This is a genomic window from Paenibacillus lemnae, assembly GCF_012933385.1.
GTDB lineage: Bacteria > Bacillota > Bacilli > Paenibacillales > Paenibacillaceae > Paenibacillus_AQ > Paenibacillus_AQ lemnae.
The window spans coordinates 360,093-374,988 of sequence record NZ_JABBPN010000003.1; the positions used below are offsets into that span (position 1 = coordinate 360,093).

Here is a 14,896-nt window from a genome sequence, read left to right on the forward strand (position 1 = left end):
GGGTAATAAGACAGGAATAAAATTACACAGAGTAGGCAGGAGGAACCAATTTTGAAAAAATGGACGACAGGACTTTTAAGCGTAATATTAGTAATGGGAATGACAGCTTGCAGCAGTGATAACGAACCCGAGGATGCGGGCAGCACAACGCCGCCAGCAACAGAACAGCCAGCTGAAAACGGCGGTACTGAAACAGAAACCCCTGCAGTGGAAACACCGGCAGAAGATGAAACAGCAGCTGTCCCTACAGTGGACGAGCTGATTCAGAAAAGTGCGGAAGCCAGCCAGGAAATGAAGAGTTTCACTATGAAATCCGATATCAAACAAGATATCACAATGGGTGAAGAGGCACAGAATATCAGCATTCAAATGACTGCTGATACGACAGTAGATCCAATGGAAATGTATCAGGAGATGACTATGGATATGGCCGGTCAAGGCAGCCAGGACATCAAACAGTACATTACGCAGGACGGTGTCTATTCCGAAGTTGAAGGTCAATGGTACAAGCTGCCTGAAGCTGAAGCGAAGCAGATCATGGACAGCATGGCAATGACCTCCCAAGGACCTGAACAGCAGCTGGAGCAGTTTAAGTCCATTGCTGAGGAAACCGAAGTTACGGAAGACGGTGACAACTTTGTTCTGACTGCAGATGTTTCCGGCGACAGTCTGAAAGAGCTGGCTAAGACTTATATGAGTCAAACTGGCGGAACGGATGAGCAGACTGCTGCGATGCTGGAGCAAATGGACATTAAGAGCATGAAAATCGTTTATGGTGTTAACAAAGAAACATACCTGCCAACCATGTCCAATGTAGATATGGTCATGGAGATGACTGAAGGAGAACAAACCGTGCAGCTGGACATGAAGATGACCAGTGATTTCACCAAGCATAATGAAATCGACAAGATCGAAATTCCACAGGATGTTGTGGACAATGCGCAAAGCATGGATGGAGCAGCTCAGTAATTGTCATGAGGGAACTAGGAGCCGTAGCTGAAGCAGAAATGCTTCAGCTACGGCTTTTATTCTGATAAGCCCAGTTGGAAGGAGAGAGTGGTATGGGGTTGTACATAAAGGATAACTTTTTTAATGCAGGTGAAACCGAAGTGCGGAACGAGGCTGGTGAGCATATCGGAAGTGTTGATCTAAAAAGCGCATGGGGCTCGTCGCTCGATGTGTATAATCAGGATGGGCAAAAGGTATGCAGCGGTAAATTCCGTTTCTTCAGCAATAAATGGGAAGTCATGAATGCAGATGAAGCTGTGTTGGGTGTGCTGAGGATGAGAATCAGCTTTTTCTCTAAAAAGTACGAATATGATGCAGGTGAACGAGGGACTTATGAGATTGTTTCGCCTGTTTTTTCCAAAGAATATGAAATTCTGGACGAAGGAGGCACGAAGATGGCCAGCTTCCGGCGTGTCAGCGGCTGGTTTCAATCCGGTGCTTATCATTTGGAGAATCACAGTCCGGCATTGGGAGATTGGGAGCTTGCAGCAGTGGTTATGGGGGTTCATGCCATCCAGAAGCGGAAAAATAACTCGGCTGCTTCTTCGACTTAAGGAAGGGGAGATGTTTTCTCATGAATGAGGTCAGTGATCATTTGGATTATGGTCTTTCTGCATTGTTTATCGGATTCAACCCCAGCCTGCGTTCCGGCGAAGTCGGACATCATTATGCGAATCCGCGCAATAACTTTTGGCGTATTCTTCATCAGTCCGGCCTGACCCCCAGGTTATATGATGCATCTGAGGACGGCGAGCTGTTGAAGCTTGGATATGGCTTTACGAATATTGTAGCCAGACCGACTCGGGGAGCAGAGGATATCACGAGAGCCGAATATGATGAGGGCCGGGTCGTCCTTAAGGATAAACTGGAGAAATATCAGCCGCATATCGCTTGTTTTGTAGGCAAAGGCGTATATACGGAATTCAGCAGGCGGCCCAGAGCTGGCTGGGGATTTCAGCCAGAACCGGTGCTGCAGGAAGTGCGGGAGTTTGTGGCCCCCTCCTCCAGTGGATTGGTGAGAATGAAGATGGATGATATCGTCAGCATCTATCGTCAATTGAGCTGTTCAATCCGGGAGGACAAGGACCCCAGAACCGGATGAGGAGAGGGTCTTCTAATCACTCCTGACATCACTTACTTTAACAGCTCCGGGGAAATGCGGGGCACCAAGCCTTCTTCGGCCGCCCTGTTCAGCAGTGAGGCAATGGCGGCATAGCCGTCCTTGCCCAGGTTAGCCGTAAATTTGTTAACATAGAGATCGATGTGAGCATCAGCGACAGCTTCATCCATTTCCTGCGCATGCTGCATCACATAATTCCGGGATGCCGAAGGATGGGACCAGGCATATTCAACAGAAGCCGTGATCCATTTGGCGATCTGCGTTACATCCAGGTTGCGGCGCGCAATAATCGCACCTAAAGGAATCGGAAGACCGGTATCTTCCTCCCACCAGCTGCCCAGATCGGTCACCAGCTCTAACCCGTATGAAGGATAGGTGAACCGTGCTTCGTGTATGACCAGTCCTGCATCAATCTGTCCATCCCGGACTGCGGGCATGACTTCGTGAAACGGCATGACCACAATGTCACCGACACCGCCAGGCACCTGCTGTGCAGCCCAAAGGCGAAACAGCATATAGGCTGTGGAACGATCGCTGGGAACTGCAATCCTTCGTCTTGACAGGACGGAGGGGTCTACAGTGGTCTTGATTTCATCCCTGCTGCGGGTCAGCACTAATGGCCCGCAGCCCCGGCCCAGCGCACCGCCGCAGGGGACAAGTGCATAATCATCCAGCACCCAGGGCAGCGCAGCGAAAGAAATTTTGAGAACATCATGGTGCTTCGGATCATTCCCGGCAGCCCAGTGGTTCGTGATATCAATATCGGCATAGGAAATATCCAGTTCTGGAGCCCCTGGAATCAAACCGTGTGCCCAGGCGTGAAAAACAAAGGTGTCATTAGGACATGGCGAGAAAGCAATTTTCATGTAAATACCTCCGTTAGTATGGAACAGGCGGCTTCCAATTTCTGCAGGGCTTGAGGGATTTTCCAAGCATCCCGGTCTCGTGGACCAACTCTGTTGGAAATCGCCCGGATTTCAAGTGCGGGCAGTCCGGCGTCTGCTGCAGCCTGTGCCGCACCGAAGCCCTCCATACCTTCAGCTGCCGCTCCGGGAACGCGGGAGAGGAGTACTTCAGCCGACTCCCGCGTTCCTGTCGTCGTGGAAACCGTCAGGATGGGCCCGGTGACTGCAGGAAGGCCGGCTGCCTGCAGTGCTGCTGTAAGCTGCCGTACCTGTTCAGCCGGTGATGAGATGACTGATGAGCCGAAACCGAGCTCGTCCACGCTGAGAAATCCATCACGCGTCTCAGAACCGAGATCAGCTGCGATGATGCGATTTGCGATAACAAGGGATTCGATTTCTGCCACTCCCGCAAAACCGCCGCCAATTCCGGCACTGATCACGAGCTTATAGGATCCGCCGGCCAGAGTTCTGGCTGTCCCTGAAGCGGCTGCAGCAGGGCCTACGCCTGCGAATATAACTTCAAATGTATCGGTGTTTCCCAGACCTCGAAGTACCGCATCGCGTTCTGCTGCTACAGCGGTAACAATCAGAATTTTTTGAGCCGGGTTGTTCATGTTCATGATAGGTCACTCCTTATTCATCCGGCAATCTGCCTTATGCTATTAACGTTATATCGTTCTTGGTGGATTGTAAAGTCAGCTCCCTGCTGACACGACATAAAGCCGCGGACCTCGGGGTCTGCGGCTTTATGTCGTGTTGTGTTACATAATGGAAAGACAAGGGTAAAAAATTTACTTCTCGTGCAGCTCGGGTGTGTAATCACTGGAAACGTAGGTCACAGCCCAAGCTTCTTTCATGTCCGCAGGATAAATGGCTGCCGGATCCGGCAGGGTCAGAGAATAAAAAATGACCGCCTTCATATCTGCTGTGAATTCAATGCTGTCGATGCGCACCCCATAACCTGGTGCGGGCAGTTCACTGCGGGTCACGATCACTTTGTTCAGCTCATCATTCACTTTCTCGACAGACAGTTCAATCTTGGCTTCGCCCTGTTCCTGTTCAAGCTCATTCACTGGCTGATGACTTGCGATAAAATCCGCTGCCTTGGACACCATCACGGCGGCTTCCAGACGAGTTATCGGTTCATCGGGTCTGAAATACCCTTTGCTGTCCAGCTCGGCAATCCGGGTCAGCAGCAGGAACTGAATGGCTCCGCTGTATTCACGGTCAATCTTCGCCTGATCTTTGGCTTCAATGTACATCTTGATCGTAGGGTAATCACCGGTAGCTTCAACTCCATGATATAGAAGATCTGCGAATTCCTCGCGGGTCATCTTGCTGCCCTGTTTCCAGGAAGAGTTCACCGGGAGACCGTTTTCAGCAGCAATGCGAAGGGACGAGGCATACCATGCCGATTCCGGAATCTGATCGGTCCACTCCGGCGCTTTACCGGTTGTTTTCAAATCCAGTGCTTTCACGACCAGATGAACCGCCTGTCCTGCTGTCAAATTAACATGGGGTGCGAATTTATCCTTGGAAACCCCCGAGATGATCCCTTGCTGCTGCAGGGAAGTCACCCGGTCCCCCTGTTCTCCATCGGGCAGATCGGAGAAAGCAAATGCCGAAGTTCCTGTAAGGAGTAATGATGCTGCAGCTAAACTAATGATAGATTTTTTGAGTTTCATATTTGTTCCACCTCCTGCTTACACTGACGCTTAACAGGCATCCAGGGTTGCAGTACCGGAGTAATATTAAAAAATGTTGTCGCTGGAGAATCGCGTATGTCTGTATTTCATCGCTTCCATCGTTTCATGAGCGTCTGCCGGCGGACGTTCACCGCGTTTCAAATCACGAAGTGTCAAACCGAAATCCATTTGAAGATGGGGATAATCCGGAAAGTGGTCCCAGTCGCCGCCCCATTGAAAACCGAGGTCCTTAGCGATGGCAACCACTTCCATCCAGTCCGATTTGCCATTGCGATTACCGTCATGCTCCAAATCCCAGATGACGCGGCCGTCATCGGTTCGCAAAGCAAAGTCGATAGCGAGTCCATAGTTATGCATTGACTCACCGCCTCTAGCATGGGTTACGATCTGTCCCACGGCGGTTCTTCCCTGCTGGTACAGCCGGTCCTGTTCCTCGTGAGTGCGGAAACCATCGGTGATCATAATTTTAATGCCCAGTTCCCGGGTTTGGGCAACAAGGCGGTTCTTTTGGGCAAGTACGGCAGGATGCAGATCTGTGACGGGAAGGGCCTCCTGCTGATTATTGAGATTAAGGTCGGGCAGGATATCCTGTACATTATCTTGTAATTGTATATAAAAGATCGCCAATATTGCTGTGATAACAATCCATGAAGTAGACTTTTTCCGTTTCACTTTTGCCATAATTCTTAACCGTCTACCTACCTTCTGAAATGTAGTCATATATGATAGAGTTATTCATATTATAGCTTTCATCTCAAACGGCATCCACCCGCCTTAGGGCTAGTTTTGGACTGTGAGATGTACAAGGAGGCAGATATCATGAACATTACAGATCCCTGGTTTACGGTCACAGCCATTACCCCTGATACATTTGCAATCAGTGAATACGGGCATTGGGAGAAGGTGCATTCTTTCTTGCTGCTGGGTGATCATAAAGCGGTGTTGATTGATACAGGGCTTGGTATTGACAATATAAAAAGAGTGACCGATCAACTGACGAACCTTCCAATCGATGTCATTACAACCCATGTCCATGTCGATCACATCGGCAGTCATGGCCAGTTTGAACGTATCTTTGTCCATGAAGGAGACCGGGATTGGCTGGTTCATGGTATACAGGGACTGACGATTGAACAGATCCGAAAAGATATGAGCAGAGATATCACCAAGCCTGTGCCGGATAGCTTTGACCCGTCCAGCTTCGAGCCTTTCCGGGGAGCCCCGGCCGGTTTACTGCATCATGGAGATGTCATTGATCTCGGTACGCGCAAGCTTACGATCTACCATACACCGGGACATTCTCCAGGCCATGTCAGCGTGTTTGATCATCTCCGAGGTTTTCTCTTTACAGGAGATCTGCTGTATGATGAGACGCCGATTTATGCGTTTTATCCCTCCACGAGTCCGGAGGATCTGGTTCGCTCTCTGCAGGAAATCGCGGATATTCCGGGCGTAACCATGGTGTATGGATCTCATAATACATTGGGATTGGAACCTGGAATTCTAGATGAAGCAAGATCTGCTGCAGCCTACCTGCTTAGGCATAATCTTGTCTCATTCGGTACGGGGATACATACCTTTAACGGATTCAGTGTCCAGTTTTAATGCGTCTTACCTCGTAATTGTATAAATTACATGCTATCTTCACAACCTATAACCTAAAAATAGGAAAAGGGGAGACGCCAGTGAACAGCAACACATCATTATGTGATAAAATCGGGCAGCTGTCTGTTAGTCTGGCTGGCTTGCAGCAATCACAGGATGTAGCGGTAATGGATAAACTTACACAGGACATCAGCCAGCTTCATGGAGAACTATTAAGTCTTCAGCACAATGGTTCTGCCGGTAAAGTGGAGGAAACACGCCAAGAGCTTGTGCAGTGCCGGATGGAACTCCATCGTTTTTTGGGACAGGTATCTGACTTCCGCTCCCAGACGGCAGAAAGCTACCGGCAGATCCTTGGAGAACGGAAGGAAACCTTCGAGCAGCTGGATCAGGAGGGTCAGAAAACGGATGATCCGGATGCGTACACACTCAGACAGCTGTTTCGGGGTATGGATGAAATCAGCACACAGATTCATAGGTTAAACGGAGCGATGCTGGATGCAGGACATCAGATGGAGAGAGGCTTAGGCGGATCTCTGTCCATAGAAATGGCAGAGACAGGTTCCGCAAGCATGATGGCAGATAACGCTGAATCGAACTTAACCTGAGTGTCTCAATAGAACAGAACGCATTTCTTGAAGACAGCTCAATAAATGGTCAAAATAAAGAAGTGGCATATCGTCTGATATCGCCACTTCTTTATTTGGGTCTATTGCCGGTTCTCTAGATCAGCGTTTAAACGCTGCGGCGCGCGGAGATGGCCTGGTTCAACCGGGACATAGCATCCTGCAGGGTAGCTGATGTGCATGCCACGTTCATACGCATAAAGCCGTTGCCCGTGGTTCCGAAGGAAGCGCCGTTGTTCATGCCGAGCTTGGCTTCCTTTACAAGGAACTGTGTCAACTCTTTATCATCCATCCCGAGACCCCGGAAATCAAGCCACAACAGGTAGGTTGCTTCAGGAAGGTGTACCTTGATTTCGGGAAGATGTTCAGCCGCATAATCGCGTACATATTCCATGTTTCCGCGGATGAAGGTCAGCAGGCCGTCCAGCCAATCTGCGCCTTCTCGATAAGCCGCTTCCGTAGCTGCTGCTCCGATCGGTGTAATGGAGCCGAGCGCGTACTTTTCAAGCGTTTTTGCAAACGTACGGCGCATGGAGTCATTCGGAATGATGAGATTCGCCGTATTCAGACCTGCAATGTTGAACGTTTTGCTTGGCGCGGTGCAGATGAGCGACCGCTGTTTGGCATCGTCCGACAAAGAAGCGAAAGGAATATGGGTATTAGGTTCAAACACGAGATCCGCATGAATCTCGTCTGAGACCACGAGGACATCATGCCGCTGACACATGTCCGCAAGCCGTCCCAGCTCTTCCCGGGTCCACACCCGGCCGACCGGATTGTGAGGACTGCACAGAATGATCATTTTGGTTCGCTCTGAAGAAAGGCTGGCCTCAAGGTCTTCAAAATCGATGGTGTAGTTCCCCTCGTCGTCCAGCTTCAGTACATTCTCGACCAGTTCTCGTCCATGGTCTTTTATTACGCGATAGAAAGGAGGGTACACAGGAGTCTGGATCACGACCCCATCACCAGGCTCGGTGAAGGCTTCTACAATAAGGCTTAGTGCGGGCACAACACCTGGACAGAACTGAATCCATTCCTGCTGGATGTCCCACTGATGACGATGCTGCATCCAGGATGCAACAGCCTCCCGATAACCTGGGCTTAACAGAGTGTAGCCAAATACTCCATGCTCTAAACGTTTGTGCATCGCCTCAATGACAGCTGGCGGCGCGGCAAAGTCCATGTCGGCCACCCACATAGGCAGTGCATCTTCTACACCAAAAATAGCAGGTACATGATCCCATTTCAGGGACGAGGTTCTTTTGCGATCAATACTCAGTTCAAAATTCAATGACATTTCCTCCTTGCCATAATATTTACAAGCCGGGCAGGTCTATGCGACAAGTTTGGCCAATGTGATTAATCCGGTAATCGTAAACACATTCAAAATTGTGGAGAGCAGCACCGTTTGAGCGGCAAAATCCGGTTCATTCTGGTATTCTTCGGCCAGTATGGAAGTGTTGACACCGACCGGCATGCCGGAGGCAATAATGAGCGCCTGAGCTGGAATGCCTTTCATACCGAGCACAAGCACGACTCCAATCCCGATTGCGGGAGCGGCAAGAAGCCTCAATAAGACACTGAGATAAACCTCTTTACGGTGCAGCCGGAGCGGGTACTTCATGATTTGTGCCCCCAAGGTCAGCAGAGCAATGGCAACCAAAGACTGATCCGCATAGATCAGCGGCCTTAACACAAATTCAGGAAGTGGCACATATAGGGCATGAAGCACCAGACCCAGAATGAGCGCATAGGGAACCGGCATTTTCAGAAAACCAATCAGTGCCTGCCGGTACAGTCCCTCCGTCTTGGCGCCTTGAATGGAGATCACGCCATAAGTAAAGGTCAGCAGGCTCTGGAGAGACATAATCAGTGCTTGGACGGATCCCGCCATAGGGTCTCCCCGGAAAGCCAGATCGTTGACAGGCAGTCCATAGTTCCCGGAGTTATCCAGGATCAGGCTGTTGGTAAATGCGGCCTGCATGCCGCGGGTAAACTTCAGGCGTTTGGACGTGAATCGTCCGATAAGATACAGGATCAAAACATAAATAGTATAAAACAGAACGACAGTGCCGAGCAGTTCAGGTGACATTTCAGATTCATACATACTCATAAAGACGGCGGCCGGTGTGATGTAGTAGAAGTTAATTTTAGCCAGTGTATAAAGATCAAGCTGAAAAGCCCGCTGCATCAGCACCCCGAAGCCAATCAGGATAAAGATGGGCAGGATCACTTCAAGTAGGATGCCGGTAATCATGTCAGTACATTCATCTTCTTTCCCAAAATATAACGATTGTCAAACAGTCATGCCATTATACCATGCCTGTGCTGGAATTCACACAGAGATGGAGAATGCCGCGCTTGCATAATGAAAAAGCAGCCGCCCTCGTAAATATAATGAGGACGGCTGCGATCGCAGCTTACTGCGGATTGGTAGTCCAGAGACCGGCGGATTTCACGAAAACTCGGGAAGGCAGTTTTAATGCTGCCACAGCCAGCTCAGCTACATCTTCCGGCTGCATCATATGCTCTTCATCTCCAATTTTCAGCCCGTTATTGACCGCGAGATCGGTGTTAACCGTGCTCGGCGTCAATGCGGTTACACGGATGTTATGCTTGCGCACTTCCTGCAAAACGGCTTCTGTCAGTCCCATGACTGCGAATTTGGAGGCATTATAGGCAGAACCGGTAGCAAAACCGCGTTCACCTGCAGTAGAGGAGATGTTAATGACATCACCCTGTCCGCGCTCGACCATGCCCGGAAGCACCGTACGCAGCATATGGTATGTACCCATAAGATTAATATCCACAATCTTTTTCCATTCTGCAGATTCCATGTCCAGCAGATTTCCGAATTGGGCAATGCCTGCGTTATTAATCAGGATGTCTACCGCGCCCAATTCCTGGCTGATGACGGCATAAGCAGCCTCGACTTCGCTTTCTACCGAGATATCTGCTGTAGCTCCGATGGCTTTGACGTCATATTCTTCTGACAAGAATTTTCCGAGCGACTGCAGGTCCTCCGCTGTACGGGCGATGAGGCCCAGATGCACGCCTTCCTTGGCAAGTGCGATGGCTATCGCCTTTCCGATTCCTTTGCCTGCCCCGGTAATAATCGCTTTTTTGTTTTTCAGACTCATCTTATCCACTCCTAGTACAGTATGGTAGCTCTCTTTATTAATATACCCAGCGGGCGTTCATCTGACCAATCTCCATGCCGCCTCCTGCCGGTTTCTGGTATAATGCATGCAGATTAACCAAGCATCGTGTAGATGAAAACGAAGGGGAGTGAGTGGATTCATGCTGCAATCCTTGGAAGCGATACAACATTTTCGGCAGAATGAACAAAACGCGGCTTCAGCGTATCACTGGCTGAGACTTTTGGTCTCGGCGGAAGAGCGAATCGTAAATTTGGAACGGATTGCTTCGTTGGGTGAGCTGGCAAAGGCGAATCCCGTACTGGATTATGTTGAGAAAACACTGGTCATTCTAAATACTTTACCGGTCTCATTCTGGGTCCGGGAGCTGCTGGAGGAAACACTGATCTGGTCCGAAACCGCCAAAGGCGGTACCATACGGGAGCGGATGTCCTGGCAGGCTTCCGGGATCAATCTTTTTGTTCATAATGAGGGCTCTGCTGAGCTGTATCGAATCCATACCGGGCATGCCGGCGAGCCGATGAGCATACGTGAAAATATTATACACACCCTGATCCGGACGCACGGGCTTATTGGCCAGTATATCCGGGGTGAGGTGGTCTTTGCAGAAAATGAGCCGCTGACAGCACTGGTCCGTGAAGGTCTGATGACAAGCGATGAGCTGATTTCTGTGCTCCTTCCGCTGAACCAATGTATTATCGGCGGGATTTCACAGTCCTTATGGGAATCCGTGAAGGAGGAAGCGGCTGACGTTATTCATGCAGTAGCATGGGATCAGAAATATGAGGAAGAGGGCATTGTGCAGCGCCTGACCCGATTGAGGGAAGGAAGCATACGCCGGGGCGAGGACTTCAGCCGCCAGCTTTCAGAGATGCGGCAGGTTATTCCTATAGAGAGCGTATTAGCACCCTTGTCTGACAAAACGTTGTGGTTCGTGGAAGCTGCACTGCAGGATTTTTCAGCAGAGGAGTTCATCAAGGTGCTTTTGCTTAGTATTAGCAGCAGGGATTCGGTTCGGCATTTGAGCTTTGAGCGGCTCATGAATGATATGTATTACGACTTTAAAGGAGTCAAGAAACTGAATGTTTATAAAAAACGGATGATTGAAGCCTATCTCCGTGAAGTATCACTGAATGAGTGTGTAGAGGGAACAGCAGCCCCGAATCCGCACTTACACTTTTCTCTGGATCAAAAAGAAGGATTGCATGATACCGTCTTTTTTACGTTTGCCTTTTCACCGGCCGCAGAGAAGCTTATACAGTTCTGTATTGAAGCTGAAAAGTCGCCGCTTTACGAGAAGGCCGTTCTTATGTTGTTTGATCTGTTTGGCCTGCGGCGGGATGCTTATGACCGCTTTCATAATGAAGAGAATTATTTGAACGACATGAACGGCTCGGGTGACTATAAGGCAGTCCTCCTGCAGTACGTTACAGGGAACACCGTGATAGATATTGGACCTGGCGGCGGGATTTTGCTGGATTTGCTGGAAGAACGACTGCCAGAAGTCGAGGTTGTCGGAATTGATATCTCATTGAATGTAATTGAAGCCCTGGAGAAGCGAAAACGGCTGGAGGGACGCCGCTGGAACGTGATGCAGGGAGACGCGCTGAACCTAAAATCCTATGTGGAGCAGGGAAGTGTGGATACCATCATTTTTTCTTCGATACTGCATGAATTGTACTCCTACATTGAATATGAAGGATCTCGGTTTAATCCGGCAACGATTGAAGCCGGTCTCGTTAGTGCCTATGAGGTACTGGCCCCGGGCGGAAGAATCGTTATTCGTGACGGCATTATGACAGAACCCAAGGAGCAGATAAGACATATCACGTTTTTGGAAGACGGCGGAATGGATTGGTTGATCCGGTATGCGGAGGATTTTAAAGGGAGAAAGATCCGATATGAACAGATCGGGGACCAGAAAGCGGCCATGCCGGTTAATGATGCGATGGAATTCCTGTACACCTACACCTGGGGAGAAGAAGCGTATGTGCATGAAGTGCAGGAACAGTTTGGTTATTTTACCCCATCACAATTTCACAAGGTCATTGGACAATGTCTGGGGAGTGAAGCCAACATTCTGGTGAGCCGCCATTATCTGCAGGAGGGGTATAGTGAAGCGCTGGCCGGGAGGGTTGAAGTCACGGATGAGCACGGGTATCCAGCAGACCTGCCGGACAGTACCTGCTTGATCGTCATTGAGAAGCCATTTATCTCATAAAAATAAACCCCGTTTACGGATGTTCAGTCCGTGAACGGGGTTTTCCGGTTTGGTTTGGAGGGTGAAGATCAGTTACTCTTTTACTGGCTCCGGATACTCTATGCCCAATGTGTCTACGGTCACCTTCTTCAAGGTTGGCATTGGATTAAAGGGACGGTAGGTCTTGGTTGCTACTGGCAAGGCCGCGATCTCATCAACGACCTCCATGCCTTCTGTTACTTTCCCGAATGCAGCATAGTCCGTGTCCAGATGGGGCGAATCCCCATGCACGATGAAAAACTGAGATCCCGCAGAGTTGGGGTCACCCGTTCTCGCCATCGACAAGACGCCGCGGGTATGCTCCAGATCATTGGCAAAGCCATTGGATGTAAACTCACCGGCAATGCTGTAGCCAGGTCCGCCTGCTCCTGTGCCTTGAGGGTCTCCCCCTTGGATCATAAATCCTGACATGACCCGATGAAAGACAAGGCCATCATAGAAGCCGCTCTCGATTAAGGAAATGAAATTATTAACCGTATTGGGAGCCATTTCAGGATACAGCTCTGCCTTGATGATTTTGCCATTGTCCATCTCCATGGTTACGACAGGATGGCTGGCTTCTGGATCCGGTACATTTTTTGCGGGCTCCTCGGGTTTTGTCTGCTCGGCAGGAGCGGGTGCAGGTGCAGCGCCGTTTGTACCGCCGCTGTTTCGGGTTGCATCGTTACCGCAGGCCCCCAGCACGAAAACCAGAATCAGAATCATCATCCAGGCCGTGCCGCGTTGAATATAATCTCGCATTATTAGGACTTCCCCCTCATGTGATATGTCCTGATTTTATCACATTTAGGAGGGACAATGGTATCTCGGCAGCGGCTCAGGAATGGCCGGTGCCGTCTTCTCCGTCATCCGCTTCAGGTTTATCCTCATGGTTCCGGGTGCCGTCCGGGTATTCATGCTCCATTCCTTCCGGGAGGGGCGTGCCATCCGGGTAGGAATCTTCTGCAAACAGGCCGGACTCTTTATTGATGTCCCTTTCATTTACGAGGGAATGCTCACGTTTTGGGTCAGGTTTTTTCATAATCGAATCCTCCTTATTATGGCGTTGTTTTCATTCTTACCCGATATAGTGGACTCGAATCAACGGATTATGGAGCAGGGATAGGGGTATTAATAGATGTAAGCGGTCTAAGCGTAGACTCTATGAAAAGGGAGGAGTGTATTATGGCAGATTCAAAAATGCATGATGATAAGCCTGACGTGCTAAAACGCAATATGTTATCCGGCATTTTATTCGGAGTAGGCCTTGTCGCTTTTCTAGATGAAATGGTGTTTCACCAGCTTCTGCACTGGCATCATTTTTATGATCAATCAACAACCGAAGCCGGTCTTGTGTCCGATGGTTTTTTTCACGCATTCAGCTGGCTGGCAACGATCGGCGGGCTTTTTCTGTTTGCTGATCTTCGCCGCAGGAATATATTCCAGCGTCAAGCCTGGTGGGGGGCCGTACTTCTGGGAAGCGGCTTGTTCCAGCTGTATGATGGGACGATTCAGCATAAATGGATGCGGATCCACCAGATTCGGTATGTCGAAAATGTGGGAGTTTATGATTGGATATGGAACCTCACGGCGGCAGGCTTGATTATCGTCGGCGCTGTGCTTGTCCTCCGGTCCCGCCGGCTGCATCAGTCGAGAGGGGAGAGATAGGCGATGGCTGCATCACATCAACATCACACGGTCAGTCAGGGCGCAGGTCTTTTATACGGCATGCCGGCCGTATTGATTCTGTGTCTGCTGCTTATTGTGCTGTACACAGCCGCAGCATATGATTCGTCACGTCGTTACCGTCGCTGGCCGATGTACCGGACACTTTTGTGGACATTGGGTGTTCTGGCTGCAGGTTCAGCCGTCGGAGGTCCGATTGCCTACCGGTCACATGATATGTTCACTGCCCATATGGCGGGTCATCTGCTGTTGGGCATGCTTGCACCTTTGCTGATGGTATGGAGTGCACCGGTCACCCTTCTTCTCCGGACGCTGAGTGTATCTGCTTCAAGAGGAGTCACACAGTTTTTAAAAAGCCGGTATATTGTGTTCATAAGCCATCCTGTGACTGCTTCATTCCTTAATGTGGGAGGATTGTGGATCCTGTACAGCACCGATTTATTCGCTCTAATGCATGAACATCTTTGGATACAGGTTCTCGTACATGTGCATGTATTTTTTTCGGGATATCTCTTCACAGCTTCTATTATTTACATAGATCCGGTTTCGCATCGTTTCAGCTATAAGCTGCGGATTATTGTGCTGCTGATGGCTTTGGCGTGGCATGGCATTTTGGCAAAACATCTGGTAGGCAGCCCGCCTGCAGGTGTACCTGCAAATGAGGCGCTCGATGGCAGTATGCTGATGTATTACGGAGGCGATGTGGTTCATGCTATACTGATCACTCTGCTGTGCTATCACTGGTACCGGTCCACGAGACCCCGGGCAGCCGCGACAGATATATCAAGGACTGTCACATAAGATCATAATGCCACGATGCGGCACGCGAGCAGGGTTTGGGTG

17 protein-coding genes are annotated in these 14,896 nt (G+C 49.8%); 8 read left to right on the forward strand and 9 right to left on the reverse strand.

The genetic code is table 11. The features are described 5' to 3' along the window. The first annotated feature begins 51 nt into the window (after positions 1 to 51). The 3 genes from HII30_RS05225 to HII30_RS05235 all read left to right on the forward strand — a co-directional run bounded on the left by HII30_RS05225 (position 52) and on the right by HII30_RS05235 (position 2,110). Positions 52 to 969 (forward strand): DUF6612 family protein, encoded by a 918-nt coding sequence (locus HII30_RS05225; RefSeq protein ID WP_169503939.1) that lies wholly within the window; start codon positions 52 to 54, stop codon positions 967 to 969. 92 nt (positions 970 to 1,061) lie between these two features. Continuing rightward, the gene (locus HII30_RS05230; protein WP_169503940.1) at positions 1,062 to 1,562 is read left to right on the forward strand and encodes an LURP-one-related family protein; all 501 of its coding nucleotides are present in this window, start codon (positions 1,062 to 1,064) and stop codon (positions 1,560 to 1,562) included. 20 nt (positions 1,563 to 1,582) lie between these two features. After that, positions 1,583 to 2,110: a mismatch-specific DNA-glycosylase gene (locus HII30_RS05235; protein ID WP_169503941.1), complete on the forward strand. Its 528-nt coding sequence runs from the start codon at positions 1,583 to 1,585 to the stop codon at positions 2,108 to 2,110. Positions 2,111 to 2,142: 32 nt separating this feature from the next. Here the strand turns inward: HII30_RS05235 and HII30_RS05240 are convergent, their stop codons facing one another. The 4 genes from HII30_RS05240 to HII30_RS05255 form a co-directional block, all read right to left on the reverse strand. Next, positions 2,143 to 2,994 (reverse strand): 1,4-dihydroxy-6-naphtoate synthase, encoded by an 852-nt coding sequence (locus tag HII30_RS05240; RefSeq protein WP_169503942.1) that lies wholly within the window; start codon positions 2,992 to 2,994, stop codon positions 2,143 to 2,145. After that, positions 2,991 to 3,653, reverse strand: a complete 663-nt coding sequence (locus HII30_RS05245) for a futalosine hydrolase (RefSeq protein WP_169503943.1) — start codon at positions 3,651 to 3,653, stop codon at positions 2,991 to 2,993. The genes HII30_RS05240 and HII30_RS05245 overlap by 4 nt, the downstream gene beginning before the upstream one ends. Before the next feature lie 171 nt (positions 3,654 to 3,824). Beyond that, positions 3,825 to 4,718, reverse strand: a complete 894-nt coding sequence (locus HII30_RS05250; protein WP_169503944.1) for an S-layer homology domain-containing protein — start codon at positions 4,716 to 4,718, stop codon at positions 3,825 to 3,827. A gap of 66 nt (positions 4,719 to 4,784) precedes the next feature. Further along, on the reverse strand, positions 4,785 to 5,459 hold the full coding sequence (locus HII30_RS05255) for a M15 family metallopeptidase (RefSeq protein ID WP_281363435.1): 675 nt from the start codon (positions 5,457 to 5,459) through the stop codon (positions 4,785 to 4,787). Positions 5,460 to 5,558: 99 nt separating this feature from the next. Between HII30_RS05255 and HII30_RS05260 the strand changes: the two genes are divergently transcribed. Both HII30_RS05260 and HII30_RS05265 read left to right on the forward strand, forming a co-directional pair. Continuing rightward, positions 5,559 to 6,344, forward strand: coding sequence for an MBL fold metallo-hydrolase (locus HII30_RS05260; RefSeq protein ID WP_169503945.1), 786 nt, complete (start codon positions 5,559 to 5,561; stop codon positions 6,342 to 6,344). Positions 6,345 to 6,424: 80 nt separating this feature from the next. Beyond that, positions 6,425 to 6,952 carry a hypothetical protein gene (locus HII30_RS05265; RefSeq protein ID WP_169503946.1) on the forward strand — a complete coding sequence of 176 codons (528 nt, stop codon included), beginning with the start codon at positions 6,425 to 6,427 and terminating at the stop codon, positions 6,950 to 6,952. A 127-nt stretch (positions 6,953 to 7,079) separates the two neighbouring features. Here the strand turns inward: HII30_RS05265 and HII30_RS05270 are convergent, their stop codons facing one another. The 3 genes from HII30_RS05270 to HII30_RS05280 form a co-directional block, all read right to left on the reverse strand. Beyond that, a complete protein-coding gene (locus HII30_RS05270) occupies positions 7,080 to 8,261 on the reverse strand; it encodes a MalY/PatB family protein (RefSeq protein ID WP_169503947.1) in 1,182 nt (393 codons plus the stop codon). Between the two features lie 42 nt (positions 8,262 to 8,303). Further along, a complete protein-coding gene (locus HII30_RS05275) occupies positions 8,304 to 9,227 on the reverse strand; it encodes an AEC family transporter (RefSeq protein WP_169503948.1) in 924 nt (307 codons plus the stop codon). A 163-nt stretch (positions 9,228 to 9,390) separates the two neighbouring features. Continuing rightward, positions 9,391 to 10,110, reverse strand: coding sequence for a 3-ketoacyl-ACP reductase (locus HII30_RS05280; RefSeq protein ID WP_169503949.1), 720 nt, complete (start codon positions 10,108 to 10,110; stop codon positions 9,391 to 9,393). Between the two features lie 160 nt (positions 10,111 to 10,270). Between HII30_RS05280 and HII30_RS05285 the strand changes: the two genes are divergently transcribed. After that, positions 10,271 to 12,349, forward strand: coding sequence for a class I SAM-dependent methyltransferase (locus tag HII30_RS05285; RefSeq protein WP_169503950.1), 2,079 nt, complete (start codon positions 10,271 to 10,273; stop codon positions 12,347 to 12,349). Positions 12,350 to 12,421: 72 nt separating this feature from the next. Here HII30_RS05285 and HII30_RS05290 read toward each other — a convergent pair whose 3' ends face one another. After that, complete coding sequence (locus HII30_RS05290) at positions 12,422 to 13,129, reverse strand: peptidylprolyl isomerase (RefSeq protein ID WP_246246115.1); 708 nt, start codon at positions 13,127 to 13,129, stop codon at positions 12,422 to 12,424. 76 nt (positions 13,130 to 13,205) lie between these two features. After that, complete coding sequence (locus tag HII30_RS05295) at positions 13,206 to 13,409, reverse strand: hypothetical protein (RefSeq protein WP_169503951.1); 204 nt, start codon at positions 13,407 to 13,409, stop codon at positions 13,206 to 13,208. Positions 13,410 to 13,552: 143 nt separating this feature from the next. On the opposite strand from HII30_RS05295, the gene HII30_RS05300 reads away from it, so the two are divergent. Together HII30_RS05300 and HII30_RS05305 are read left to right on the forward strand one after the other, a co-directional pair. Then, complete coding sequence (locus HII30_RS05300) at positions 13,553 to 14,035, forward strand: DUF2243 domain-containing protein (protein WP_169503952.1); 483 nt, start codon at positions 13,553 to 13,555, stop codon at positions 14,033 to 14,035. A 3-nt stretch (positions 14,036 to 14,038) separates the two neighbouring features. Beyond that, positions 14,039 to 14,854 (forward strand): cytochrome c oxidase assembly protein, encoded by an 816-nt coding sequence (locus tag HII30_RS05305; protein WP_169503953.1) that lies wholly within the window; start codon positions 14,039 to 14,041, stop codon positions 14,852 to 14,854. Positions 14,855 to 14,896: the final 42 nt, after the last annotated feature.

What these genes read in the sequence shown, in the direction of transcription:
- HII30_RS05280 (WP_169503949.1), bottom strand. Translation starts at nt 10,110, where the DNA reads ATGAGTCTGAAAAACAAAAAAGCGATTATTACCGGGGCAGGCAAAGGA.
- HII30_RS05250 (WP_169503944.1), bottom strand. Translation starts at nt 4,718, where the DNA reads ATGAAACTCAAAAAATCTATCATTAGTTTAGCTGCAGCATCATTACTC.
- HII30_RS05245 (WP_169503943.1), bottom strand. Translation starts at nt 3,653, where the DNA reads ATGAACATGAACAACCCGGCTCAAAAAATTCTGATTGTTACCGCTGTA.
- HII30_RS05260 (WP_169503945.1), top strand. Translation starts at nt 5,559, where the DNA reads ATGAACATTACAGATCCCTGGTTTACGGTCACAGCCATTACCCCTGAT.
- HII30_RS05230 (WP_169503940.1), top strand. Translation starts at nt 1,062, where the DNA reads ATGGGGTTGTACATAAAGGATAACTTTTTTAATGCAGGTGAAACCGAA.
- HII30_RS05295 (WP_169503951.1), bottom strand. Translation starts at nt 13,409, where the DNA reads ATGAAAAAACCTGACCCAAAACGTGAGCATTCCCTCGTAAATGAAAGG.
- HII30_RS05240 (WP_169503942.1), bottom strand. Translation starts at nt 2,994, where the DNA reads ATGAAAATTGCTTTCTCGCCATGTCCTAATGACACCTTTGTTTTTCAC.
- HII30_RS05285 (WP_169503950.1), top strand. Translation starts at nt 10,271, where the DNA reads ATGCTGCAATCCTTGGAAGCGATACAACATTTTCGGCAGAATGAACAA.
- HII30_RS05275 (WP_169503948.1), bottom strand. Translation starts at nt 9,227, where the DNA reads ATGATTACCGGCATCCTACTTGAAGTGATCCTGCCCATCTTTATCCTG.
- HII30_RS05290 (WP_246246115.1), bottom strand. Translation starts at nt 13,129, where the DNA reads ATGCGAGATTATATTCAACGCGGCACGGCCTGGATGATGATTCTGATT.
- HII30_RS05255 (WP_281363435.1), bottom strand. Translation starts at nt 5,459, where the DNA reads ATGACTACATTTCAGAAGGTAGGTAGACGGTTAAGAATTATGGCAAAA.
- HII30_RS05235 (WP_169503941.1), top strand. Translation starts at nt 1,583, where the DNA reads ATGAATGAGGTCAGTGATCATTTGGATTATGGTCTTTCTGCATTGTTT.
- HII30_RS05300 (WP_169503952.1), top strand. Translation starts at nt 13,553, where the DNA reads ATGGCAGATTCAAAAATGCATGATGATAAGCCTGACGTGCTAAAACGC.
- HII30_RS05305 (WP_169503953.1), top strand. Translation starts at nt 14,039, where the DNA reads ATGGCTGCATCACATCAACATCACACGGTCAGTCAGGGCGCAGGTCTT.